Source organism: Nitrospira sp. Nam74, from assembly GCF_965152615.1.
Window position 1 is genome coordinate 4,192,700 of record NZ_OZ224220.1, and the last position, 23,242, is coordinate 4,215,941.

Below are 23,242 nucleotides of genomic sequence, written 5' to 3' on the forward strand. Positions count from 1 at the left end.
GACATTTTAGAAAAACCAGACCCAAATCCACCTCACATAGGAAAGATTAACACCTAGCTTCTACGAGCGGCATAATTGAGAAACTTTTGCCAAACATTCACCATAATGAGCACTACACTTACCGGTAGCCAAATCCACACCACCTCGCTGATCAGCACGCCAAGACCATAGTGACTCATGAACGGCACGATGCCGATCGGACTGACGAGAACTGGCCGCCACGGAAAGAAATAGCGAATATTATCGAATGGGGCGAAGAAGGCGACGCCGAGACCACCGTCGGTCATGGCGTCGAGCACGCCATGGGAGGCCGTCACGGCGAAGAAGTGCGCGACCAGCAGCCACCACATTGGCGTCCATGTCTGCACGTGTCTAAACGAGAGCTGCACAACGATCAGCCCTAACACGAACGCGAAACTCAACGAATGCGTCAGGCCTCGGTGACCTAATAGGTCGCCATAATCAATGCCGAACGTGAAGCTCAGGACATCGATATCCGGCAAAATCGAACAAAGGATGGACAGCCACCAAAATCTTGGTGGCATCGAGTGAGCTTTCGAAAGCTTGCCGAGCGCCAGTGCGACAACGGCATGTGAGAAAACGGAGGCCATGAGACAAAGCCGCTTACGCTTGGCGCACCAAAACGGGCCGAGTCGTACAGGCGCGGACTAGGTCAACACCGGAGGCGCGCACTGGGCTCTGGAGAACAAAGCCCGGGAAGGGCGAGTGAAATTGGGCCCTTTTCAGCGTCCGGCTAATAGGCGGCAGGACCCGAGAGTGGTTTCTGGGAATAGAGCGGCGCGGCGGTAAGATTATCGAACTCCGCCGTGGCGGCCCCCCGGGTGACAAGGCCGATTTGGCCGGTCCCAAATGTCTTGTCTTCCACTGAGAATACCTGCAAACCGTCAAAGAAGACCTCGATGTACTCCTTGCTAATGATGGTGTTCCGGCGAACACGCAGAAGGTGCCAGGCGACTTTTTTCGGTGGGATGTCGGCGTGCGCCAATGTCGTGGCCTTCCCGTCCTGCACACGAGTGACCTGCATATGCATTCCGGTCGGCTCGACCGTCACAGCATAGTAATTTTGATGGTCGCGAGCCCCAAAAACCACGCCCGCCGAGCCATTGGACTTGCCGCCGGACGTCTCAGCCAACCGCATCCGGACAATGAGATCAAGGTATTCGTACTGTAATGCATCGACAAGCAAGACCTGAAAACAATCTTCGGTACAAGTAGCCGACTGCTTGAGAAGATGGGGAGGTGTCTGCGCCGTAGGATCCTGTACGACTACCCACGTGGGCGCGTCCGCACTCCCGACGCTGAACGAGGAAAACCCTGCGGGCGTCTGTTCAGGTTGCTCCTTGTCGAAGTTCCATGTCTTGAACAGATCAAATGGTACTCGTGATTCAGATGGCGGCTGCTTCGCAGCCATAGATTCACCTGCCCATGCGATTCCCACGTACCCAGGCGCCCCTGAGACAGCCAGCATAACGCCGAAGCACAGGGCACCACACCGAAGAACCCTAGAGCCTAACGACTTCATCAACAGCTCCCATTAAACGACTATGTTGCAGAGTTTTTGTGAACAGGGCGATACCCACAGGCGTTTCAACTGATCGCCTCACTTCCATACACGATACGATATGGCACGGGGAGGTGAACTGGCCCGGCTATTTCGAGGACGGCTTTCTAATCTGCACGATATCCTGGACCCGACGATCACGTGCAGCACGGATTTGTTTCAGCCGCTCACTACGGTTCAAGGTCCACCAGCGGAGACGGTCAAGGAATGACACCTTCGGCGGGGGAACATTGCCGGTTGGAGCCTGCTGAAACTCGTACCCATGTGCGTGCTCGCGAGCTTTAAAAAAAGCACGATATTTGTTCAGATACAGGTTTTCGTCGCTCATCCTCACCCTGTTGCTACCAAGGCACGTTTGCCGCCCGAATAGTACCCGGATCGCGCCGCCGGGTGCAACTGTGCACGCGACAATCTACTCCATAGTTAGGGGCATTGAAAAGCAGGCGGCTGTATACTGTGCCGGTGATCCTCAGGTTCGATTGACATGACGAGCCTGAATCGCGCGACGGACCGAGGCTATGAATGCTTCCCGCTCAATGGGCTTATGAACAAAATCAAAGGCACCAGCTTGAAGTCCGCGATTGACTAATTCCTCTTCTCCATGTCCGGTCATGAGAATGATCGGGATATTGGGCCACCCTGATTGAATCTTCCCTAACAGCCCCAGGCCGTCTAAGTTGGGCATCTTAATGTCGCTGACAACCACGTCATAGTCGGAGATTTTCAAACGCTCGAGTGCCTGCAACCCTGAAAGGCAGGTATCGATCATCAACTCGGGTATGCGCAGCCGTAGCGTTTCCGGAAGCACTTGCAGTAACACCGGATCGTCGTCGACGAGCAGAATGCGAGGCAGCGTCATGCCCCACTCCGTAGATATGACCGGGCTCCCTTCATCTGTAAGCGGTCATCCTACAGCGGTTTACCAAAAGCGGTCAACAATGCCTCGTAGTGCCTAATTATATTAATGTAGGACTTGTGCTTACCAAGCGTCTCTCCGTCTTTTTATCCGTGAATGGAAAAACGCCTACGCCCGGATCCTGATTGACGGGTCTCATACGCAAGCGTAAGGTAAAAGATTATGTCTAATGGTCGCCTGCTTATTATTGACGATGATCCTGCCGTCTTAAGCGCACTCCCCGAAACCATTCGGTTATGGATGCCCGGATCTGTCGTGGATCTTTGCGGCACAGCTCGACTTGCGCTAGATCGCGTTGAAGCCATAGACTACGATGCGATCATTAGCGATATTCGTATGCCGGATACTGATGGATTGACCTTGCTAGAGAGAATCAAAGCGTGCAGGCCGGGCACGCCGGTCCTCTTGATCACGGGGTATGGCGATCAAACCTTGGCGACACAGGCCCTGCGGGGCGGCGCCTTCGATTATATTCTCAAGCCCATCGATCGGGATTACTTTCTGAGCTCGCTCGGTCGAGCACTGCATTTACGACATCTCAGCCGGCAAGCCGAAGAACGTCTGCGGGCAGAAGCGGCCCTTCTTGAAAGCCAACAATCGCTGCATACCCTCCTTGAGACGGTACCGTGTCTGCTCGTAATCACCGATCCAGAAGGACGAATCCTGCTGTTCAACCGTCGCTGCGAAGAACTAACCGCCTATACACGAGAGGAAACGCTTGGCAAATTGATTTTCGATATCGTTATGCCCAAGACCTGGATGGACGAGGTGAGGCAGCGGCTCAATAGTCCGGCCTGCGGCACGCCGCGTCAAATTCCGTGGACGACGAAGGCAGGCGAGGAGCGTCTCATTGAATGGCGATGTGCAGAGATCACTTGGCCGAACTATGCCGATTCGTGTATTCTTGAGGTCGGCATCGACGTCACGGAACGGCGGCACGCAGAAGAAAAGATCGCCTGCCTGCATCGTGAGTTGGATGACCAAGTGATGGCCTACGGCAAAGTGGTGCAGGACCTGGAAGCCTCCAAAACACAATTACAAGAAAAAATCGTCGATTTGGAAATGTTTCAGGATGTCGTAGTCGGACGGGAATTGAAAATGATCGCTCTCGAGAAACAAGTGGCCACGCTCGCGCGTGAATTAGACGCCTTGAAAGCAGGACGGCCGCACGCTTGAGGCCCTGGCTCGGTTGCTGCGGCGTCGTACTGATCGTCTTACTCACCCTTTCGGCTCAATCCCACGAAGAATCAGCAGGTCTCGTTACTGCACTTGAACATGTCTCGACAACAAACCTGATCGCCGATGTGTCGCACCTGAGCGGATCTGATTTTGGAGGCCGATTGACCGGAAGTGCCGAGGACCTCCAATCCGCACATTTCGTCGCGACGCGATTGTCCGCACTCGGCTTGCAATCGTCTCCTTCGCCGCCGGCCTGGATGATGACGACCAGCGTGCAAGCAACCCATATCGCCGACAATCCTCCGCCAGAACTTCTGATGCAGTTCCCAACCTCTTCTCATCTCATTCGCATCGGCCTCGACTATCTCCCGATTCTCGATTCACCTTCCATCAACGTAACCGCCCCTTTGGTCTTTGTCGGATATGGCATTTCCGACACCTCGCATGGGTTCGACGAGTATGCGGGAATCAACGTGCGTGATCGAATCGTTGTCTTTCTCAGGGGAAAACCTGAGTCCTATGTCCACCCCGTCAGCCACGCGGACAAGGTTCGCGCGGCACGTCAGCATGGCGCCTCGGCGTTCCTGACATTCACTGGCCCCCTCATGAATCCCTATGAAACGCGCCGTGGTATGACGCATGCGCCGCTGGCTTTCTATAATCAGACCGGCTCAGATGCACCGTTTCCCGGTGCCTGGATTCACACGGATCTCGCGGAACGCTTCCTGGCGCGTGACTTGTCCCGAATAGGCCGATCATTGCGTGAAGTCCAGCAACAGCTTCAGACTTTGATACCCCAATCGTTTGAAACCGAGACCCCCGTTCGGATGACATGGCACGCTACTCAGGAGAAGGGGACCTTGAACAATGTCCTAGGGCTGTTTCAGGGTAGCGATCCTTCATTAGCTCACGAAACGGTGATCATCGGGGCGCATCGCGATCATTTCGGGCGCCAGGCCGGCCTGCTATTTCCGGGGGCCGATGATAATGCGTCGGGTACGGCGGTCCTGTTAGAGGTGGCCCGCCTCTTCGCCGAATCCGGCTTGTCGCCGAAACGTTCCCTCCTCTTCGTCTCGTTCAGCGGAGAGGAGCAGGGGCTACTGGGCTCACGGCTCTATGTGGAGCAACCGACTCGGCCACTCACGAAGACGGTGGCGATGATCAATATCGATCACGCGGGGGTGGGAAATGGTCGGCTCGCGGTCGGTGTCACGGGATTGGACAAATCGCAAGCGGCACAAGCCGGCGAACATGCCGGCGTACTGAACAACGTGGATCTCTTCGGCTTCTTCCCCGGAGGCGATCATGTGCCGTTTAAGGAAGCTGGGGTTCCGACCGTGACAATCGTCAGTGGCGGACCCCACCCTCATTTCCACCAACCCTCTGATAACTCGGAGACTATCCGTCCTGAGATTTTAGAACTGACTGTCAGGTATGTCGCAGCCTTAACCTGGCAGTTGGCAAACTAGCGATGGGATATTCGAGTCAGGGAAGATTGAGGAGGCTGGATTCAATATCCAACGGCTCGGTGGACCGGCCTACCGGCTGAACGAGAGGAATGGACCGCATCAATCCTGAGGAACCTTGGGCAGGGACAGAAACCGCCGCAACCGGCTGGGTAGGATCTCCAAAGTGCAAGACCGGCGTGATTGGAACGCCGAGGGGATTGACCTGATTCAGGCTAAAGGGCGTCACCAAGTTCGTACTCACATCACGAGGCGGCGGCACCAACACCACCCCCGTCCCGGTCTGGTTAGCGCCTTGAATGATGCCGATCGATAACTGCGGACCGAGCGTCATGATAGCCCCGCTCCAATACTGCCCGGTTGACGGATTGCGAAAGTTGTACGATTCAAAGTTATTGCCGGGTGTATACATGTAGCCCTGAGTACCCTGATTATCCAGATAGAGGTTGCCAGGCCCCACGAGACCGAAGAACGGAGCAACCCCCCCACCGAACGCCCGCACTCCGGACACCGACTGTGCTGCTACGATACCGTGCCATCCGACCATCATGATCGACAGAAGCAGGACTCGCCGCATCATTATCATGATCATGGAATAATCCCCATGCTGAACACTCAGCACCAGATGACAGTCCATCCGAATTCCACTAGTATTATACAGCGATTGCATGCTCTGATCTAGGAGGCCCCATGTATCCTTTATGCGTTCGATTGAGTGGATGGTGTGCCGCGACATTGGCCTTGTGCATGTTCCCCTTATCCCTCGTCGCATCGGCCGCTGAACCGTCTCCCCCCCTGGGCGAGCAGCGCCGCCCCGTCTCTCTGAAAGACGCCGTGCTGGAGGCTCTGGAACGTAATCTCGACATCACCATCAGCCGGCACACGAAGGAAACACGCGTCACAGACATCCTCTTCGAACAAGCAAAGTTCGACCCGACCGTGAGCCTGAATGCACAATACAATCGCCTCGTCTCCCCACTGAACCGTCCGATATTGGGATTTTCCGGCTCAAACGTCACCGCTCCATCTGGGGAGCCCACCAAATTTGATCAGAACACCAGTACCGTAACAGCGGATATGACGCAAAATCTCCTGACCGGTGCCAATTACGACATTAACTATAGTCCGCAACGCACCTTTGTGGGCGGTCCCAACAGCTTTCTATTTAACCCATCGTGGACCGGCGGTTTAGCGTTTACGCTGACCCAGCCGTTGCTGCGCAATGCCGGCGTGGAGGTGAATAAGACCTTCATCCGCATCGCCCAGAACAATGCACAGGTCGAGGAGCAGACCTTTCGCGATCGCGTCCTGACGGTCGTGGCGACGGTCGAGCAGACATTCTGGGAGCTGGTCTTCGCCAACGAGAACATGAAGGTGGGACAATCTGCATTAAAGGCCGCCGAAGAACTTCTGGCGGGGAATCGTGCAAAGGCCAAGGCGGGCGTCATGTCGGCGGTGGAGGTCCTCCAGGCAGAAGCCGGCGTGGCATCGAGAGTGGAACAGATCCTGATCGCTGAGAAGGCGATTTATGATCAAGAGGACCAGCTCCGCCGGCTGCTCAATCCGACTGAACCGGATCTGCGCCAAGACGTTCGCCTGCAGCCGATAGATCAACCGTTGCAAGCGTTGGAACCGATCACGCTCGAAGAAGCCATTGATGTGGCGATCGAACGTCGGCCGGAAATCTTGCAGGCGATGAAAAATATTGAGACGAGCGACCTGAACATGAAATTTGCCAAGAATCAGTTATTGCCTACCCTCTCGGCCCAAGGGACGGTCGGCCTTTCAGGGCTGGGAGCCGGCACCAACGATATGCTCCAACGAAACTTCAGCGGCGATTTTTACAACTATGGCGGCGGATTGGTTTTGAGCTATCCGCTCGGCAACCGCTCGGCCGTCAGCCAATTCAATCGCCGGCAACTCGAAGCTCAAAATGCCCAGGCAACGCTGCAAAGCATGAGGCAACAGGTGATCGTGTCGGTCAAGGAAGCCGTGCGCCGCGTGCGAACGGATTTCAGGCGGATCGAAACAACGCGATCTGCACGAATTCTCGCGGAGAAGCAACTGCAGGCTGAACAAGAGCGATTTAAAGTCGGCTTGAGCACCACGATTTTCGTCCTCCAATTTCAGCGCGACTTGGCCATTGCCCGTGGCAACGAACTCAGGGCCATCGTGGATTACAACAAGTCGCTATCCAATCTCACGCGCAACAAGGCCATTACCTTGGAACGATACAACATGGTCCTTCAGTAGACCATGCCGCAGACGACCCAGCGAGCATTACAGCCGCAGGTCGAACAGTGGTCCGGACTGGCGTTCATTCCCGTGATAGCGACGGCAGGCTACTACGCACTGCCTTCCGGGCTTCAGCAATACGCACCGGTTCAGTTTCTTCCTCAACTCCTCGGCTACCTCTCGCTTGCGCTCTGGGCAGGCAAACATGATGCCATCTCCTTCCGACTGGGGCTCAACTCCTCCAAACTTGTTCAAGGGCTGCAGTGGGGGGTGCCGGTCGGAGTTGCACTGGGAGCGGTCAATGCGATCGTGATTCTTTGGGTCGCGCCTTGGCTGGGAGCCGACATCGAGTTTCTGCACCACACGCCTCATGCGCACGCCCCTGTTGTGCTGATGCTCCCTTGGGCGATTCTGTTCATTGCCATCGGCGTCGAACTGAATTTTCGAGGGTTTCTTCTCGGCCGGCTGCTGGCTTTTTCTCATGATATCCCGCTGCGCGACCATCCGCATCTTGCAAGCGCTACAGCCATCGTTGGCTCGGCTCTCGTATTTTCGTTCGACCCCTTCATGGTGATGACATTCAAACATCTTCATTGGATCGCTGCCTGGGACGGACTCGTGTGGGGTATGATGTGGGTGAGATTGAGAAATCTCTACGCGACCATCACCGCCCACGCGGTTGAAGTTATCGTGATGTACACCGTATTGAAAACGGTTTTTAACACATGAAATTCCAGGGGCGAAGGAGACGTGGCCAGATGCAAGGGCATAGGTGAGACAACACCAGCGGCGTACCATCCATACCGCCCAGCCGTCCAGTTCTTTAGCCATGGAGTACGTTGAGGGACTTTTTCGACTGCAGAACCCCGCAGACGGCCTCGTATCATTCGTGAAGCATGACGCCTTCGTTTTCCAGCTACCTCATCAATGAGCCTTTCGGCGATCCGGGTCTCTACGTCGAAATCAAATGGGCACGCCGGGCGTTGTTATTCGATTTGGGCGAGAACGAGGCCCTAAGCCCAACCCGCCTTCTTCGTGCCACCGATCTGTTCATCTCGCATACGCACATGGATCACTTCATTGGATTTGACCGCGTGCTCCGGATTGCACTCGGCCGGGGGAAGACGCTTCGCCTGTACGGTCCACCGAGCCTCATTGAGAATGTCGGTGGAAAACTGCGAGGGTATACCTGGAATTTGGTGGATGGCTATCCCTTGACCATTGAGGCACACGAATTCCACCCGCATGAGACACGGACGGCCGTGTTCCGGGCCACCGAAGGCTTCCGCTCACGCGAGACCGTCTCTCCCGCGCGCACGCGGCACAGGCCTACGGCTCCATTTCCCGTGCTCGAAGATCCCATGTTTTCCATTACGGCCACTTCGTTGAATCATCGCATTCCATCATTCGCGTACGCCCTACAGGAACAATTTCACATCAACATTAATAAGGAGCGCCTTCATGCGGCAGGGCTGCCGGTGGGATCGTGGCTCAAGGAACTGAAGCAACACATCTGGCAAGACCAGCCGGACGACTTCTCCTTCACCGCGACGCTGTACTTCGAGCACCGAAAAGAGGAACGGACCTTCCGATTAGGCGATGTAAGAAGTCGCTTCGTCACGATCACGCGGGGCCAGAAAATCGCTTACGTAGTTGATGTCCGTTACGATGACGACAATGAAGCCAAGATCGTCGAGTTGGCCCGTGGCGCCGACACCTTCTACTGCGAGGCGCCATATCTCGATCGCGATGCAGATAAGGCCCGGGAGCGATATCACCTCACCGCGCGGCAGGCCGGTCTCATGGCCGGCAAAGCCGGGGTGCGAAATCTCGTTGTCTTTCATTTTTCGCCGCGGTATACCGGGCAAGGACAGGAAATTGTAAAGGAAGCGAGAGAGGCATTTCTGGATAGCCGGTAAAATTGCGGCCATCCGAAGAGGGACGGTGGGGAATCGCCTCGCTCGTTTGAAGAAAAGAGTGACGAGGAGACGAGAAGGAGCGATGAATGAGTGACTTGGTGAAGTACGCATTATATTTCTTGCTGGGCGGCGTCTTGGTCAGCGGCTCGACCTATGTCGGATCAATGGGACGAGGGTTTATCGCAGCGTTCGCCAGCACATTTCCCGCAATCACGGGGATCACGTTCATTCTGATCTATCTCAATGGCGGCACCGATAATACCTTGTCCTATGCCAAACACCTGCTGCTGTTCGTGCCGCCGTGGACAGCCTATGTGCTTTTTATCATCTTTGTGCTCCCACGCTTCGGCTTCTGGCCCGCGATGATCGGCGGCCTTGCCCTCTATATGACGTGTGTGGGCCTGCTCAAGTTGACGCTGCAATAATGTCAACCATTGCAGTTGCAACACCCCGCTTGGTACGATTTTCTGTTTTATCTCCATCTGAAAGGTTTCGTGACACACCCTATCTCCTCTCACGCGGGCGGCGACCTCATCATCGAAGGCGCGCGGCAGCATAACCTCAAGAACATCTCGCTCACGATTCCCCATAATGCCGTCACGGTGATTACCGGGGTATCCGGATCGGGGAAGTCGTCGCTGGCATTCGATACGCTATTTGCGGAGGGGCAGTGGCGGTACGTGGAGTCCCTCTCCACCTATGCCCGCATGTTTTTGGAAAAGGTGGATCGGCCCGACGTCGACCGACTGATCAATATTCGTCCGGCGATTGCGATCGAGCAAAAAAATTCGGTTCGGACCGCGCGCTCGACCGTCGGGACATCGACCGAGATTTCAGATTTTCTCCGACTGCTCTTTGCGAAGATCGGTCGTCCCACCTGTCCGGACTGCCAACAAGAAGCACGCGGCTACCAGCCGGCCGACATCGTCGACGAGTTGCTGAACCGCTTCATGGATAGTCGCGCCATGATCTTGTTTCCCGTGGATGATGCCCGCGGGGACGACGCGGCGCTCGTTCAGTCTCTTTTGACAAGAGGATACATCCGCGTCAAATGTGGCGAGGACCTTATCGATCTGGAGCCTGATCTGGCCTTACCTACGCACAATCTCACGGATCTGTATGTCGTGCTGGATCGGCTGGCGCTCCGTGCTGACAATCGCGGGCGATTGATGGAAGCGGTCGAAAGTGCCTTACACGAAGGCAACGGCACATGCCGCGTGGAGGTGATCGGCCATGGTCCCCACAACTACAGCACTCGGTTCATGTGTCAGCGATGCGAGCGGACGTTTGAACCGATCCGGCCGGTCATGTTCTCCTTCAATCACCCCCTGGGTGCCTGTTCGGAGTGCAAGGGGTTTGGGAATATTCTGCGCTACGACGAGGAGCTGGTCGTCCCGAATCGAACCTTGTCATTGGGCGACGGAGCCATTGAACCCTGGATGAAACCCGGCACTGACTGGTGGCACAAACAGATGCTGACCGCCATGAAACGCCGCCGGATCAGCGTGACGACCCCATACGATCAATTGACCGAACATGAGCGGGCGCTGCTGTGGAAAGGCGACCGTGCCTTTGAAGGGATCGATCAATTCTTCGCGCACCTCGAGCGTAAACGGTACAAGCTTCATGTCCGAGTCTTCCTCAGCCGATACCGCAGTCCGGTTCCCTGTCCGTCCTGCCATGGCTCGCGGCTGAAAGCCGAAGCGCTCCACGTCAAGATCGGGGGACACGATATTCACGGAGTCTCGATGTGGACCATCGAGGAGCTGGGGCGTTGGCTCGGCGAGCTGAAACTGTCCGATTTTGAAGCGCGTATCGCCCATGATATTTTACGGCAACTTTCAATGAAGCTCGGCTTTCTCCGTCGAGTGGGCCTCGGTTATTTGACGCTCGCCCGCCAGACCCGCACACTCTCCGGTGGAGAGGCGCAGCGCATTACCCTCGCCAATCAGCTCGGCTCCCGGTTGGTTGGAACCCTGTACGTCCTGGATGAACCGACCATCGGGCTACATGCCCGCGACACCGCCATGCTGGCTTCCATCATGAGAGAACTGGCCGATGCCGGCAACACGGTGGTCATCGTCGAGCACGACAAACAGATGATGCTTGCCGCCGATCACATTATCGAAATGGGTCCGTTTTCCGGTGAGCGAGGAGGAACGATCGTGGCGGCTGGACGTCGGGATACATTCCTGGCTGATCCGATTTCTCTCACCGCTCGCTATGTCCGGGGAGATGAACGTATCCCGGTGCCTTCGGTGCGTCGTCGCGGCAACGGCAAAGCGCTCATTCTCACGGGCGCGCGGGAACATAACCTGAAAGATGTCACTGCGAGATTTCCGCTCGGCATGCTCATCTGCGTGACAGGAGTCTCCGGCTCGGGTAAGAGCACGCTGGTGCGGGACACGCTGTATTGCGCCGTCGCGCGCGCCTTCCGAGTTGCCACGCTGCCGATGGGTCGTTTTACGGCGATGAAAGGCTTGGAACATCTGTGTGGCGTTCGACTGATCGATCAAGAACCGATTGGGCGAACCCCTCGATCGAACCCCGTCACTTATTTAAAAGCCTTCGACGACATCCGCCGTCTCTTTTCTACGCTGCCGGAGGCGAGGCGACGCGCTCTCACGCCGGCACATTTTTCGTTCAATACAACAGGAGGGCGCTGCGAACGGTGCCAAGGCACCGGTTATGAGAAACTGGAGATGTATTTTTTCGAAGATATGTACGTCACATGCGAAGCGTGCAATGGACACCGTTTTAAGCCGGAGGTCCTTGCCGTACGCTATAAGGGAAAGACGATTCGAGATGTGCTGAACTTGACCGTCAGCGACGCCATGTCGTTTTTCGCGGACTCCCCTCGCCTTGGCGCGAAATTCCATCTGCTGGCGTCCATCGGTCTCGGCTACCTCCGACTAGGCCAGCCGGCGACGAGCCTCTCGGGCGGCGAAGCTCAGCGCCTCAAGATTGCGGCGGAGCTCAAGGACCGCTCATCTCGCGAGACTCTCTATATCTTGGATGAACCCACCACGGGGCTTCACCTGGAGGATATCAAGAAATTGCTCAGCGTCCTTAACAAACTGGTCGATGCCGGACATACCGTCTTGATCGTGGAGCATCATCTCGACGTGATCAAGGCTGCCGATTGGATCATCGATCTTGGCCCCGAAGGCGGTGAGGCAGGGGGCCACATTGTGGCTGAAGGCCGACCCGAACAGGTGGCCGCGGTCAAGACGTCACATACCGGACGTTTTTTGCGATCCGTACTCAGTCAAGAAAAAGCATGAAGCGGAGTCAATGCGGCGGGCAAATAAGAGGCGTTGTCGGTCCGCCCTTAGTTTAAGCTTGGATCGATCGGCATGTCTGCGTACATTTCATACGACTTACCAAGGGATCGAACAATGTCCGGCCAAATGCTGCCTGGATCTTTTTGAAAGACGACGGTGGGATCGGCAGGCAACGTGATCCATGAACCAGTCTTCATTTCCTGCTCGAGCTGACCGGGCCCCCACCCTGAATAGCCTGCATAAGCGCGAAAGGCCTCGGCCCCGGTCGGCGTGGTCAGGACCCGTTCGACGGCGGCCAAGTCCCCACCCAGGTACACTTTGTCAAAAACATGATGCGTCTCGCTCGGCTCCTCCGCTAATCGATACAGAATCAGAACCTGGTTCTGCTGGACCGGGCCTCCCGAAAAAAGCGGATGTCGCTGCCCTTCTAGGATAGGAATTTGGGGCAAGGCTTCGGTAATCGACATGGCCGTTGGACGGTTGACGACGACCCCAAGCGCGCCCTCCGGTCCATGCTCGCACAGCAGGACGACGGTTTGTCTAAAATTCGGATCTCGCAAGGCAGGAGTCGCCACGAGAAAGATGCCTTTTCCAAGCCCTTCGTTCATCAACTCATCCTACCACTGTGTTCCTGTCAGAAGTAAGGCCGAATCGGCGGAGGGCAAGGGCTAGCTTTCGTAGAATTGCGTTCGGCGGCCGCGGAGCAAATCATTGTATGGATTGAGAGACTTATTGCGAGCCTCGTACGGATCGATGTCCAGCACACGGAGACTGTCCTGATCAGACGGTGCACGGGACAGAATTGCGCCCTCTGGACTGACGATTTCGCTCTGGCCGATATAGGTCAGCCGTTTCTTTCCTCCCCGCTCTTCCGATCCTATTCGATTGGCTGTGATGCTGAACACCCGATTCTCCAGAGACCGCGTCACCATGGCCTCCGGGCAGTGGGGCAGAACAAGATTCGACGGATGACAAATGATGTCGGCGCCTCGGAGCGCCAGCGTCCGTGCCGATTCCGGATAGAACCAGTCAAAACACACCATGATCCCGATTCTGGCTGATCCAATGTCCCACACCTGAAAACCTGTGTCGCCCGGAGAAAAAAAGAGGGTTTCCTCATAAAACAGATGTGTCTTGCGGTAACAGCCGAGAAACCCTGACGGCGCGACGATCACCGCTGAATTGTAACAATGCGCCCCATCGCGTTCCGGCAGCCCTCCGACGAGCACCATGTGTCGATCCCGCGCCACCTGGATGAGACGCTGAGTCGTCAAACCGTCCGGCACCGGTTCGGCTAATTCTTCCACTTCTTGTTTTGAAATGAATTGATAGCCTGATGCAAAGAGTTCAGGAAGTACCATGAGATCACAGTGTACCTCGCTCAGACGGTTCGACACCGTGTCGAGATTTCGCTTGACCTCGCCGAAGATTGGATTGAATTGATAGAATCCGACGTTCATGTGCTGACGCGGCAAATAAAAACGGGCAGGGACATCGTCCCTACCCGTTCGTGTTGCGAACCGACCATTACTTCGCTTCAGACAGATGCATGACCGCTCCCTCAGCGGACTTTGTCGCGACATCTGCATGACCCGCCTTGCCATGTTCGACCGCGTCTTTCAATCCCTTCACACCTTCGGCAACATGCGGATTATCTTTCATGTCCTTCTGGGCGGCCTCGGCATGCTTCAATGCCACCTCGGCATGCTTCACCAATACATCTGCATGACCTTTCTTCCCATGCTCAATTGCTTCTTTCGCATGTTCTACGGCTTCGGAGACGTGTTTATTCTCGGCCGCCAAGGCCACACCCGACGAAACCGACACGCTTATAAAACCGGTCGCCACGCTCAGGGCCAATGCACCAAGAAGCCATTTTCTCCGCATGCCGCACCTCCTCATAATCTAGGTTAGAATACAATATCGATGTGACCTTAACACGCGATTTTTCGGGGTGTCAAGCCGAGAGCTAGGAAGGTCGCGGGGCATCCTGATTGATGATTTTATGCAGTAATTTTGCATCGGTTTCAGTGGGTGCGGCAAAATCCCGGCTCCATTCCCACCACGATCCCGGATAATTTCTCACCCGCGGATAGCCGACTACCTTGAGTACGAAATATACCCAGGCAGACCGCACGCCGCCTGTACAATAGCACACGACCTCCTGTCCCTGGTGCAACCCTCGTTCTTCAAGACTTGCCTTGATCGCATTTGCATCTTTCAGCGTGGCATCGGGATTGAGGAACCCGTTCCAGGGCACACTGACCGCCGAGGGAATATGGCCCGGGCGAGGGATGCCCGCGATCTCCTTCCCGACGTATTCTTCGAGGCTACGCGCGTCCAGGAGCATCGTCTCCGGATGGGGACGCTTCACCATTTGCTTGAGTTCATCCTTCACGGCAATACGGTCGGGGCGTGGTGACGCCTTGAACGTGCCTGGTGGCGGGCTATTGACGCCATGTTCATAGCGCCGTTTCTCCGCCACCCACTTCACCCAGCCGCCGTCGAGAATCCGCAGCTTGTCCAGTCCGAGATATTCCAGCATCCAGAACATCCGTCCTTCGTCGCCCCAATTATCAAAAGGATTGGAATAGATCACCACATCGGTGTCCTGACTAATCCCCAACATTCTGATCTTTTGCTCTATGGCAGAAAGATCGGGGTTGAGCAAACCCTTTGCGACCGCGTTGGGATCGCTATAGTCATGCCAGGTGGAATGGACTGCGCCTGGGATATGACCCCCGAATGCGTAAGCGGCTTTGCCTCGCACATCGAGGATCACGAGGCCGGAACGGCCCAGATTCTGCTCAAGTGTTTCCGTGTCGATCAATAATGGATGCTTCATGACAATGCCTCGTCGTCTGCTTATTCAGATGAACTCCCCAACCATGCCCTCCGACCTCATTTACTGAGGCCCGCTCCGGCTCCTTCTATCCGACACCCCCCAAGGACACGCCATGCTCGTTTAGCTTGGCTCGTTCATTCTGTAAAATATGGCACGACAGCCACGTTTTCAAGTACAAGTAGCCGCTATGCCAGCCTAAACTCAGACAATTATGAATCAAGCAAGGCGGACACGTGCCGTTCCACCGACGCGGACAACGCCTGCAGGTTATAGCCGCCCTCCAGGGATGACAGAAGACGACCTTGGCTATGACGCCTGGCGATAGAAACGACCATGCGTGTCAGGTCCGCATAGCCTTCTTCAGTTAACCCCATGCTTGCCAGCGGATCATCTTTGTGCGCATCGAAGCCCGCCGAGACAATAACAAAATCAGGTTGAAAGGCATCGGCGGCAGGGATCAAGAGTTTTTGGAACACCTCACGATACGCATCATCCCCTTGGCCGGCCTTCATGGGCACATTGATCGTCGCTCCCGCCCCGCGGCCGACCCCGGCTTCCGTTCCATGACCCGTCCCTGGATAATAGGGATACTGATGAGTGCTGAAGAAGAGTACCGAGGGATCATCGTCAAACGTGTGTTGCGTGCCGTTTCCGTGATGCACATCCCAATCGACAATTAGGACGCGCGCCATGGCATGGCGCCGCTGAAGATAGCGCGCTGCAATTGCCACATTATTAAACAGACAAAACCCCATCGCGTGATCGCGCTCGGCATGGTGACCGGGTGGCCGCACGGCGCAAAAGACATGCTCGACGGAACCGGCCACGATCGCATCGGCTGCGGCCAACACCCCACCGGCTGCCAAATAGGCAGCGGAGAGCGATCCAGCGGACATCGACGTATCGGGATCGAGGGACACGCGCCCGCTGGTTGGAGCCCGTCGCTTCAAGCTTTCCACATACGACGCCGTATGGACTTGCGTAATCCATTCGTCGGAGGCACGGGACGGCTCGATCCGGACGAGGCGATCGAGCACGCCGGCGTGTGCAAGACGAGAGATGATTGCCCGAAGACGGTCAGGTGATTCGGGATGGCCGGCGCCCATATCATGCTCAAGATACTGCGGATGATAGACAATCCCAGTGCGTCCCATGACCTCTCTCTTCCATTTTTGTGAGTTGTCGGCCACGCCACTAGGAACGGGAGGCTATCGTAACACGGGGTTCAGATGATAGACAATTGTTGGGTGAGCGTGATACGGTCCACGAGATAATCATGCTGTGAGTGGAGCACGAATGGCAAATCCTCGTATTGAGCCTTTGAAAAAAGTATTGGCGATCGATCCGAACGACGAGGTGGCATGGTTCGGCTTGGGAAAAGCCTATATGGAGGATGGGAATTTCGCCGATGCTGCAACTGCACTTGAAAGCTGCATCCGAGCGAAGCCGACCTATTCAGCCGCCTATTACGCCTTGGCCCAATCACTTCAGAAGCTCAGCCGTATCGACCGATGCCGGGAAATCGTCGATCAAGGCATCGAGGTCTCGACCAAGAACGGCGATGCCATGGTGACCAAAAACCTTGAACTGTTAAAGCAGAGCCTGCCGGCCCAATAGTCCCTTCTGAACGGGATCCCGATGCACTATTTCGCGACGTGATGTGATTCCTAGTTTACCCGTGCACTTCCTTCCAGCGATCCGCTGAAACGCAGTGCTAGTTTTCGCGGCCTTTCAGCAACTCGGGATGCTCCCGCGCGAGCTGTTCGTAGAACTCATCTAACCACCGCCCTGCGCAGCTAAGCACTTCGCGAACCAGCGGCTCCGGTTGGCCGGTCTTGGCGATCGTCCATTGACAGACGTATTCAAGTAATGTCTCTCGTTCAAACCGCTGGGTGCTCGTCCCAGCCAGAGCCCCCAGCTCGGCAAAGCCTGTCACGATAATATCCTTCACCAGATCGCGGGCATAGGACGTGCTGGCCGTGACATATTGCACCGCGCGGTCCAGTTCCTGCTCTGTCATCACCCGGTCCTTTCTCTCACGAAACGTTTCACAAACTGCTCCCCCTGCTCACCGCTTGTCGCCGCGACCCGCGACAAAACGCTTAAGGACACCCAGATCTAAGCCATTGAAACATTATGCTGAATTATTTCAATTTCAGAATAGTCCGAATGTTATCATGAAAGGGTATCGAGAGGGAGCAGTTATGAAACGAACGATTACGAAGCGCCAGAGTACGAAAACATCATCTCGCCATATGGAGTCTCAAGCCTTATCGGACCAGTGGGATCTCACTCATTTGCTGACCCAGCCCCAGGAGGAATTTGAGAGGTCAATAAAGAGGTTGGACAGCCAGGTATCAAAATACGAATCGCTGCGAAGCACGTTAAGCCCGGACATGTCGAGCAAGGCCTTTCTCGACATCCTGGGTCTCAATGAAGCCATCGCCCGAGAGTCGGCTAAGCTCAGCGCGTACGCCTACTTATGGTTTTCCGAGAACACGAAAAACCTCGAAGCCAGAGCCTTTAAGACCAAAGTCGAGGAGCGGCTCACCGCGCTTCAGAATCGCATGCTGTTCTTTGACTTATGGTGGCAGACGGTGGATGAAGCCAACGCCGCACGCCTGATGCAGTCTTCCGGAGACGTCCGCTACTTTTTGGAATCGATCCGGCGATACAAGCCGCATACGCTCTCGGAAGCCGAAGAAAAAATCATCAATTTGAAAAATACGACCGGACGGCATGCCGTGAACACCCTGTACGACGTGCTCACGAACGGCCTCACATTCAGCCTCACAGTAAAAGGAAAACGCAAAACCCTCACCCGCGAGCAACTCTCCATCTATGTTCGGAGTCCCGCATCCAATATGCGCGAGACAGCCTACAAGGAGATGTACCGGGTCTTCGCTGGACACCATGACGTGCTCGGCGAGATGTATACGACGCTGGTGAATGATTGGAAGAGCGAGAACATCGAGTTAAGAAAATTCGCTTCGCCGATCGCCGCCAGAAATCTCGGCAATGATGTCCCTGATGAAGCCGTCGACGCGCTTCTGACCGCCTGCTCAAAGAATGCCCCAATCTTTCAGGACTATTTCCGAATCAAGGCGAGAATCTGCAAGATTCGTCCAATGAGTCGGTATCATATTTATGCGCCTCACCGGTCGGAACGAAAACGGTACCGCTATCCCTATGCCGTGCGCATGGTACTGCAGGCCTATCAAACTTTTTCACCGCAGCTGGCAGAACAGGCCAAGCAGGTATTAAGTGAACGTCATGTGGATGCACGTACTTTTCCCGGGAAACTAGGGGGAGCCTACTGCTATAGCGTGCTCCCGGGATCTACCCCTTATGTGCTCTTGAACTATACAGGTGAAGCGAGGGATGTCGCCACCTTAGCTCACGAACTGGGCCATGCAGTCCATGCCATGATGGCCTCCTCCCATTCGGTGTTTACCTTTCATTCCACCTTGCCCTTGGCCGAAACGGCTTCGGTGTTCGGTGAACGGCTGCTGTCCGAAGCCCTCATGGCTCAGGAGTCCAGCAAGGCCATCAAACAAGGGCTGTTACTAGCCCAGCTAGATGATATTTATGCGACCGTGCTCAGGCAGGCGTACTTTATCTTATTTGAAAAGTCAGCCCATCAGATGGTAGCCCAGGGTGGGACGGTCAAAGACTTAGCGGATATCTATTTAGCCGGGCTCAGACAGCAGTTCGGCAAAGCTGTCAAGGTTCCGGATGAATTTCGATGGGAATGGCTGACCATTCCTCATATCTTTGCAAGCCCATTCTATTGCTATGCCTATAGCTTTGGGAACCTCCTCGTCCTAGCCCTATACCACCGTTATAAACAGCAGGGCGCCGCATTCGTCCCTAAATACCTCGATCTCCTGGCCGCAGGCGGATCCAAAAGTCCAGAAGCCATCTTGACTGACGTCGGGGTGGACATGCGATCAGAGGCCTTCTGGCAATCCGGCTTTGATACCATCCGCGACATGGTCCTCGAGTTGGAACGGATGCAAGCCTAGCCGCTTGCATCCGTTCTGAGCCTCTACGCCCCTGTCAGTGGATCCGCTGTCCCATATATTCTTCCTCTAATTTGGCCTTGACAACTGCCGATTCAACGGCTATGATTCCCCTTGTTGAGAACGGTTATCATAATCGTTCCAAACATTCGGCAGTCTGAGTTTCACCACATACTCGATCCAATAAGGAGTTCGTATGTATGTCTGCCTGTGCAAAGGTCTCACGGAATCTGATGTTCAGCAAGCCGCGCGCGCGGGGCAAGTGTGTCCCGAAACGCTTAAGATGTGTTTCGGGTTAGAGGATGATGATTGTTGCGGACGGTGTGCCAAGAATATCTACGAACTGGTCGCTATTGCGAATAGTGCCGGCTCTCTGACGAGCGAGCTTCCTATGCTGCCTCAAAATCACCGTTAGGCGAGTCTATCCGGCCCCGTTGGTCTGGTCCGGATCCTGGCGGTGGGCTACTGTCTCGCCGCCGGCTTCATTCTCCACGTAACCTCCGCTACGCGCTGACCCAGCTCCCTCGCACTCGCCAACTCTTTCTCGTCAATGCCGGGACTATCGCCTTCAGTCGTCGCTGAGGCTCCAAACGCTCCGCCGCCGCTCACGACGATCATCTGATTACCGAGCATGGCGGCTAATATCGAGAGCATGGTCAGTTCCTTACCGCTGGATAGCTGCCCGCCGGTCGTGAAGGCGGCCCCCACCTTGTTCCGCATCTTGAAGTCCGGAAAGACGCCGAACTTGAACTGCCAGTTATCAATGAACGTCTTGACCTCCCCCGCCATATTTGACCAGTAGACGGGCGAGCCGACGACCAGAGCGTCTGCTGAAAACAGCTCGTCCGCCGTCACTTGCCCAACTCGCTTTAACAGCACCTTTGTCCCGGGCACGCCTTTAGCCCCTTCCAATACCCCCTGAGCCATTTTTTCCGTATGGCCGCTCATCGAATGGTAGGCCACGAGCACCATAATAGAGGGCTCCTCGGCCCGTGCCGCCACGAAGCTGAAAAACATCAGCACAATCGAAAGGACGCAGGCAAACATTTTCATACAGCCCTCAACATTAGAGGTGACGCATCATGAGGATGTAGCACGAGGAGACCAAGGGCAGAATTGTGGGAAATGGGCCGGCGGATGAAACAATTGATCGTGAAAAGATGAGCTCAATGGCGAATGGTCACTTCATCCATATGCTCTTCAACCGATACCTCAGTTAGCGTCCCCCGATAGTCGCACTTATGGCAACGGATCCGCCATTCCTCGATCCATTTTTCCTGCACGTACGATTGGCGGCACTGGGGGCACACAAAGACTCCCTTTTTAAACAGCACGCGGCGTTTTTCTTTCATAGAGGCCTCGGGTGAACGATGATATTACCCTCACCATGGCATAGGAACATATTGGATTTCAAGACGGCACCTCGCGTGCCGGAGTCTCCGGTTCATCGGCCTGGCGTTTTTTCATTTCCTCTTCAAGCAACACCCGCCGGAGGACTTTCCCAACGATGGTTTTCGGAAGCGCCGTACGGAACTCGACCTTTTTCGGGATCTTAAACTTGGCTAACTCCTTGCGACAATGATCCAGCAGTTCGGCGGCTCCGGCGCGTTCGCCTTCCGCTAAGACAACGTAGGCCTTGATGAGCTCCCCGCGCATCCCCATCGGAATGCCTACGACGACGGCCTCTTTGACCTTCGGATGTCTGCAGAGCACTTCCTCGACTTCACGGGGGTAGACGTTTTCCCCGCCTGATTTAATCATGTCCTTCTTACGGTCTTCGATGTAAAAAAAGCCGTCGTTGTCCATCCGCGCCATATCGCCGGTATACAACCAGCCGTCGCGAAGGACATGCTGTGTCTCTTCAGGTCGGTTCCAGTAGCCTTGCATGACTTGAGGCCCCCGGATAACAAGCTCTCCCACTTCGCCAATCGGCAGATCGTACTGCCCGCTTTCAATATCCCGGATCGCGACATCGGTGTCCGGCAGAGGCAGTCCAATACTCCGGCGACGCCGCTCGTCCTCACCCGGATGAATGGGATTCACGTGCGTCACAGGAGCCGCTTCGGTCAGTCCGTACCCCTCAACGAGCCGCGCGCCGGTCAACTTTTCGAAACGGTGCTGCACATCGGGATGTAAGGGGCCGGCTCCGCTGATACAAAGCCGAATGGACCCTAAGCTATACCGCTCAAGGTGTTGATAGTTATTGATAGCCGAATACATCGCCGGAATGCCGGGAAACACGGTGATGTGCTCCTGCTCAATGGTCTTCAACACCTCACCGACTTGAAAACGCGGAAGCAAGACCAGGCTGCCGACCACACTGACGGCCAAATTCTGGCACGCGCTCATCCCATACACATGAAAGAAGGGAAGCACGGCGAGAAACTTTTCTTCTCCCTTCCGGAGTGACGGCATCCAATGACGGCACTGTAATGTATTCGCGACGAGGTTTCGATGAGTCAAAACCACGCCCTTTGGGGTTCCCGTCGTTCCACCCGTATACTGCAGCAGCGCGACGTCGTCAGGAGACACATCGAACGGCCGCTTTTTCAGACGATGTTTCATGAACCGAGACCAAGGAATAATCGTTGTCGAGACCGGTAGGCGATCCCGCTGTCGCTCCTTTCGCTTCACCCAGGGATAGAGAAGACGTTTCAACCAGGGAAGGTACTCTTCTGGTCCGGTGACGATCACCCGTTTCAAACATGTCCGACCAACCAGTGGTGCAATGCGGGAATAAAATTGAGGTAAGGCAATGATGGTATCGCAACCTGCATCAGAGACCTGATGCGCAATCTCTTGTTCAACATAAAGAGGATTAATAGGGGTAACGGAAGCCCCGGCCTTGAGACTACCGAAATACGCAACGACGGTTTGCGGAAGGTTCGGCAGCATGATCCCCACGACTCCTCTCGCGTTTTGGCGTAGGTGTGCGAGCGCTTGGGCAAACCGACTGGTGAGGTCATCCAGCTCGATATAGGAGAAGGTCGCGCCGTAGTAGCGGAGGGCGGGACGGTCTGGATACTCGTTGGCGGCTGCTGTGAGGAGATCCGGCACGACAGAGTCCGGATAAGACAATGTCGGCGGCACATCAGGATCATAGTGAGCGGTCCAAATACGCGGCATGGTTGTTCAACTCTTGACGATTGAATTGACGACCGCTAGGATCGGCACATGCTACCCCCCAGCCGATGCGGTCTACTACTGACCTGCCTCATGGCACTCACACTGTCCATTCGCACGCACGCCGCGGCTGGACAAGACGGCCTCATCCAGATTTCGACGCCAAACGGCGCCGTCATCCAGGCAGAAATCGCCGACACGACGGAGAAGCGCGCAAAAGGATTGATGTATCGGGAGTCACTGCCAAAAAACCGTGGAATGCTCTTCACCTTCGCCGAGCCTCAACTGTGGACATTTTGGATGAAGAATACCCGGATCCCGTTGGATATCATTTGGATGGACGGCAAGAAACGAATCGTCCATATCGAGCGCAACGTTCCGACCTGCTCTCGCACTGACGATGGATGCCCACAATATCAACCCAACGACAATGCGATGTACGTTCTGGAGTTGGCGGCAGGCGTAGCCGATGCTCTGAAACTACAACGAGGCCTAGTCCTCAAGTTCCAAGTTCCGTCTTAAGACGTTCACAGCCATACGTGAACCAATCCCGCTCAATCTTACCCATTCACGAATAACATCAGACTATTCAAAACGATCATCGATTACACGACCCCGGCCCAGGCGCACCCCTTCCCCTGGCAAGGCCATACGCGAGGCCAAACCAGAGA

The 23,242-nt window shown here is 55.4% G+C and carries 24 protein-coding genes; 10 read left to right on the forward strand and 14 right to left on the reverse strand.

What is annotated here, in order from left to right:
- Positions 1-53 precede the first annotated feature (53 nt).
- The 4 genes from ACWHYZ_RS19800 to ACWHYZ_RS19815 form a co-directional block, all read right to left on the reverse strand.
- Positions 54-611 (reverse strand): metal-dependent hydrolase, encoded by a 558-nt coding sequence (locus ACWHYZ_RS19800; RefSeq protein WP_447984386.1) that lies wholly within the window; start codon positions 609-611, stop codon positions 54-56.
- Between the two features lie 143 nt (positions 612-754).
- Entirely contained in the window at positions 755-1,432 is a 678-nt protein-coding gene (locus ACWHYZ_RS19805; protein WP_447984387.1) for a hypothetical protein, read from the reverse strand.
- 238 nt (positions 1,433-1,670) lie between these two features.
- Complete coding sequence (locus ACWHYZ_RS19810; protein ID WP_447984388.1) at positions 1,671-1,910, reverse strand: hypothetical protein; 240 nt, start codon at positions 1,908-1,910, stop codon at positions 1,671-1,673.
- Positions 1,911-2,051: 141 nt separating this feature from the next.
- Positions 2,052-2,441, reverse strand: a complete 390-nt coding sequence (locus tag ACWHYZ_RS19815) for a response regulator (protein WP_447984389.1) — start codon at positions 2,439-2,441, stop codon at positions 2,052-2,054.
- A gap of 219 nt (positions 2,442-2,660) precedes the next feature.
- On the opposite strand from ACWHYZ_RS19815, the gene ACWHYZ_RS19820 reads away from it, so the two are divergent.
- Together ACWHYZ_RS19820 and ACWHYZ_RS19825 are read left to right on the forward strand one after the other, a co-directional pair.
- Positions 2,661-3,674, forward strand: a complete 1,014-nt coding sequence (locus ACWHYZ_RS19820; protein ID WP_447984390.1) for a response regulator — start codon at positions 2,661-2,663, stop codon at positions 3,672-3,674.
- Positions 3,671-5,146 carry a M20/M25/M40 family metallo-hydrolase gene (locus tag ACWHYZ_RS19825; RefSeq protein ID WP_447984391.1) on the forward strand — a complete coding sequence of 492 codons (1,476 nt, stop codon included), beginning with the start codon at positions 3,671-3,673 and terminating at the stop codon, positions 5,144-5,146. Before ACWHYZ_RS19820 ends, ACWHYZ_RS19825 begins: the two co-directional genes overlap by 4 nt.
- 16 nt (positions 5,147-5,162) lie before the next feature.
- Here ACWHYZ_RS19825 and ACWHYZ_RS19830 read toward each other — a convergent pair whose 3' ends face one another.
- The gene (locus ACWHYZ_RS19830; RefSeq protein WP_447984392.1) at positions 5,163-5,735 is read right to left on the reverse strand and encodes a hypothetical protein; all 573 of its coding nucleotides are present in this window, start codon (positions 5,733-5,735) and stop codon (positions 5,163-5,165) included.
- Positions 5,736-5,833: 98 nt separating this feature from the next.
- Here ACWHYZ_RS19830 and ACWHYZ_RS19835 point away from each other — a divergent pair, with 98 nt between their 5' ends.
- From ACWHYZ_RS19835 to uvrA, 5 genes are all read left to right on the forward strand, one after another.
- Entirely contained in the window at positions 5,834-7,396 is a 1,563-nt protein-coding gene (locus ACWHYZ_RS19835) for a TolC family protein (protein WP_447984393.1), read from the forward strand.
- Positions 7,397-7,399: 3 nt separating this feature from the next.
- On the forward strand, positions 7,400-8,107 hold the full coding sequence (locus tag ACWHYZ_RS19840; RefSeq protein ID WP_447984394.1) for a CPBP family glutamic-type intramembrane protease: 708 nt from the start codon (positions 7,400-7,402) through the stop codon (positions 8,105-8,107).
- 167 nt (positions 8,108-8,274) lie between these two features.
- Positions 8,275-9,297 carry a ribonuclease Z gene (locus tag ACWHYZ_RS19845; protein WP_447984395.1) on the forward strand — a complete coding sequence of 341 codons (1,023 nt, stop codon included), beginning with the start codon at positions 8,275-8,277 and terminating at the stop codon, positions 9,295-9,297.
- An 86-nt stretch (positions 9,298-9,383) separates the two neighbouring features.
- Positions 9,384-9,722, forward strand: coding sequence for a DUF3147 domain-containing protein (locus ACWHYZ_RS19850; protein WP_447984396.1), 339 nt, complete (start codon positions 9,384-9,386; stop codon positions 9,720-9,722).
- Positions 9,723-9,791: 69 nt separating this feature from the next.
- Positions 9,792-12,581 (forward strand): excinuclease ABC subunit UvrA, encoded by a 2,790-nt coding sequence (uvrA, locus tag ACWHYZ_RS19855; protein WP_447984397.1) that lies wholly within the window; start codon positions 9,792-9,794, stop codon positions 12,579-12,581.
- A gap of 47 nt (positions 12,582-12,628) precedes the next feature.
- Here the strand turns inward: uvrA and ACWHYZ_RS19860 are convergent, their stop codons facing one another.
- The 5 genes from ACWHYZ_RS19860 to ACWHYZ_RS19880 all read right to left on the reverse strand — a co-directional run bounded on the left by ACWHYZ_RS19860 (position 12,629) and on the right by ACWHYZ_RS19880 (position 16,580).
- Positions 12,629-13,189 (reverse strand): YqgE/AlgH family protein, encoded by a 561-nt coding sequence (locus ACWHYZ_RS19860; protein WP_447984398.1) that lies wholly within the window; start codon positions 13,187-13,189, stop codon positions 12,629-12,631.
- A gap of 60 nt (positions 13,190-13,249) precedes the next feature.
- Positions 13,250-14,041, reverse strand: coding sequence for a nitrilase-related carbon-nitrogen hydrolase (locus ACWHYZ_RS19865; protein ID WP_447984399.1), 792 nt, complete (start codon positions 14,039-14,041; stop codon positions 13,250-13,252).
- Positions 14,042-14,108: 67 nt separating this feature from the next.
- Complete coding sequence (gene smbP / locus ACWHYZ_RS19870; RefSeq protein WP_447984400.1) at positions 14,109-14,468, reverse strand: small metal-binding protein SmbP; 360 nt, start codon at positions 14,466-14,468, stop codon at positions 14,109-14,111.
- Positions 14,469-14,550: 82 nt separating this feature from the next.
- Positions 14,551-15,426 (reverse strand): sulfurtransferase, encoded by an 876-nt coding sequence (locus tag ACWHYZ_RS19875; RefSeq protein WP_447984401.1) that lies wholly within the window; start codon positions 15,424-15,426, stop codon positions 14,551-14,553.
- 209 nt (positions 15,427-15,635) lie between these two features.
- Complete coding sequence (locus tag ACWHYZ_RS19880) at positions 15,636-16,580, reverse strand: histone deacetylase family protein (protein ID WP_447984402.1); 945 nt, start codon at positions 16,578-16,580, stop codon at positions 15,636-15,638.
- A gap of 142 nt (positions 16,581-16,722) precedes the next feature.
- Between ACWHYZ_RS19880 and ACWHYZ_RS19885 the strand changes: the two genes are divergently transcribed.
- A complete protein-coding gene (locus ACWHYZ_RS19885) occupies positions 16,723-17,043 on the forward strand; it encodes a tetratricopeptide repeat protein (protein ID WP_447984403.1) in 321 nt (106 codons plus the stop codon).
- 97 nt (positions 17,044-17,140) lie between these two features.
- Here ACWHYZ_RS19885 and ACWHYZ_RS19890 read toward each other — a convergent pair whose 3' ends face one another.
- Entirely contained in the window at positions 17,141-17,446 is a 306-nt protein-coding gene (locus ACWHYZ_RS19890) for a hypothetical protein (protein ID WP_447984404.1), read from the reverse strand.
- A gap of 184 nt (positions 17,447-17,630) precedes the next feature.
- Between ACWHYZ_RS19890 and ACWHYZ_RS19895 the strand changes: the two genes are divergently transcribed.
- Positions 17,631-19,451: a M3 family oligoendopeptidase gene (locus ACWHYZ_RS19895; protein WP_447984405.1), complete on the forward strand. Its 1,821-nt coding sequence runs from the start codon at positions 17,631-17,633 to the stop codon at positions 19,449-19,451.
- 459 nt (positions 19,452-19,910) lie between these two features.
- Here ACWHYZ_RS19895 and ACWHYZ_RS19900 read toward each other — a convergent pair whose 3' ends face one another.
- The 3 genes from ACWHYZ_RS19900 to ACWHYZ_RS19910 form a co-directional block, all read right to left on the reverse strand.
- On the reverse strand, positions 19,911-20,501 hold the full coding sequence (locus tag ACWHYZ_RS19900; protein ID WP_447984406.1) for a flavodoxin family protein: 591 nt from the start codon (positions 20,499-20,501) through the stop codon (positions 19,911-19,913).
- Between the two features lie 113 nt (positions 20,502-20,614).
- Complete coding sequence (locus tag ACWHYZ_RS19905) at positions 20,615-20,800, reverse strand: hypothetical protein (RefSeq protein WP_447984407.1); 186 nt, start codon at positions 20,798-20,800, stop codon at positions 20,615-20,617.
- A 58-nt stretch (positions 20,801-20,858) separates the two neighbouring features.
- A complete protein-coding gene (locus tag ACWHYZ_RS19910; protein ID WP_447984408.1) occupies positions 20,859-22,574 on the reverse strand; it encodes a long-chain-fatty-acid--CoA ligase in 1,716 nt (571 codons plus the stop codon).
- Between the two features lie 48 nt (positions 22,575-22,622).
- On the opposite strand from ACWHYZ_RS19910, the gene ACWHYZ_RS19915 reads away from it, so the two are divergent.
- Positions 22,623-23,093, forward strand: a complete 471-nt coding sequence (locus ACWHYZ_RS19915) for a DUF192 domain-containing protein (RefSeq protein WP_447984409.1) — start codon at positions 22,623-22,625, stop codon at positions 23,091-23,093.
- Positions 23,094-23,242: the final 149 nt, after the last annotated feature.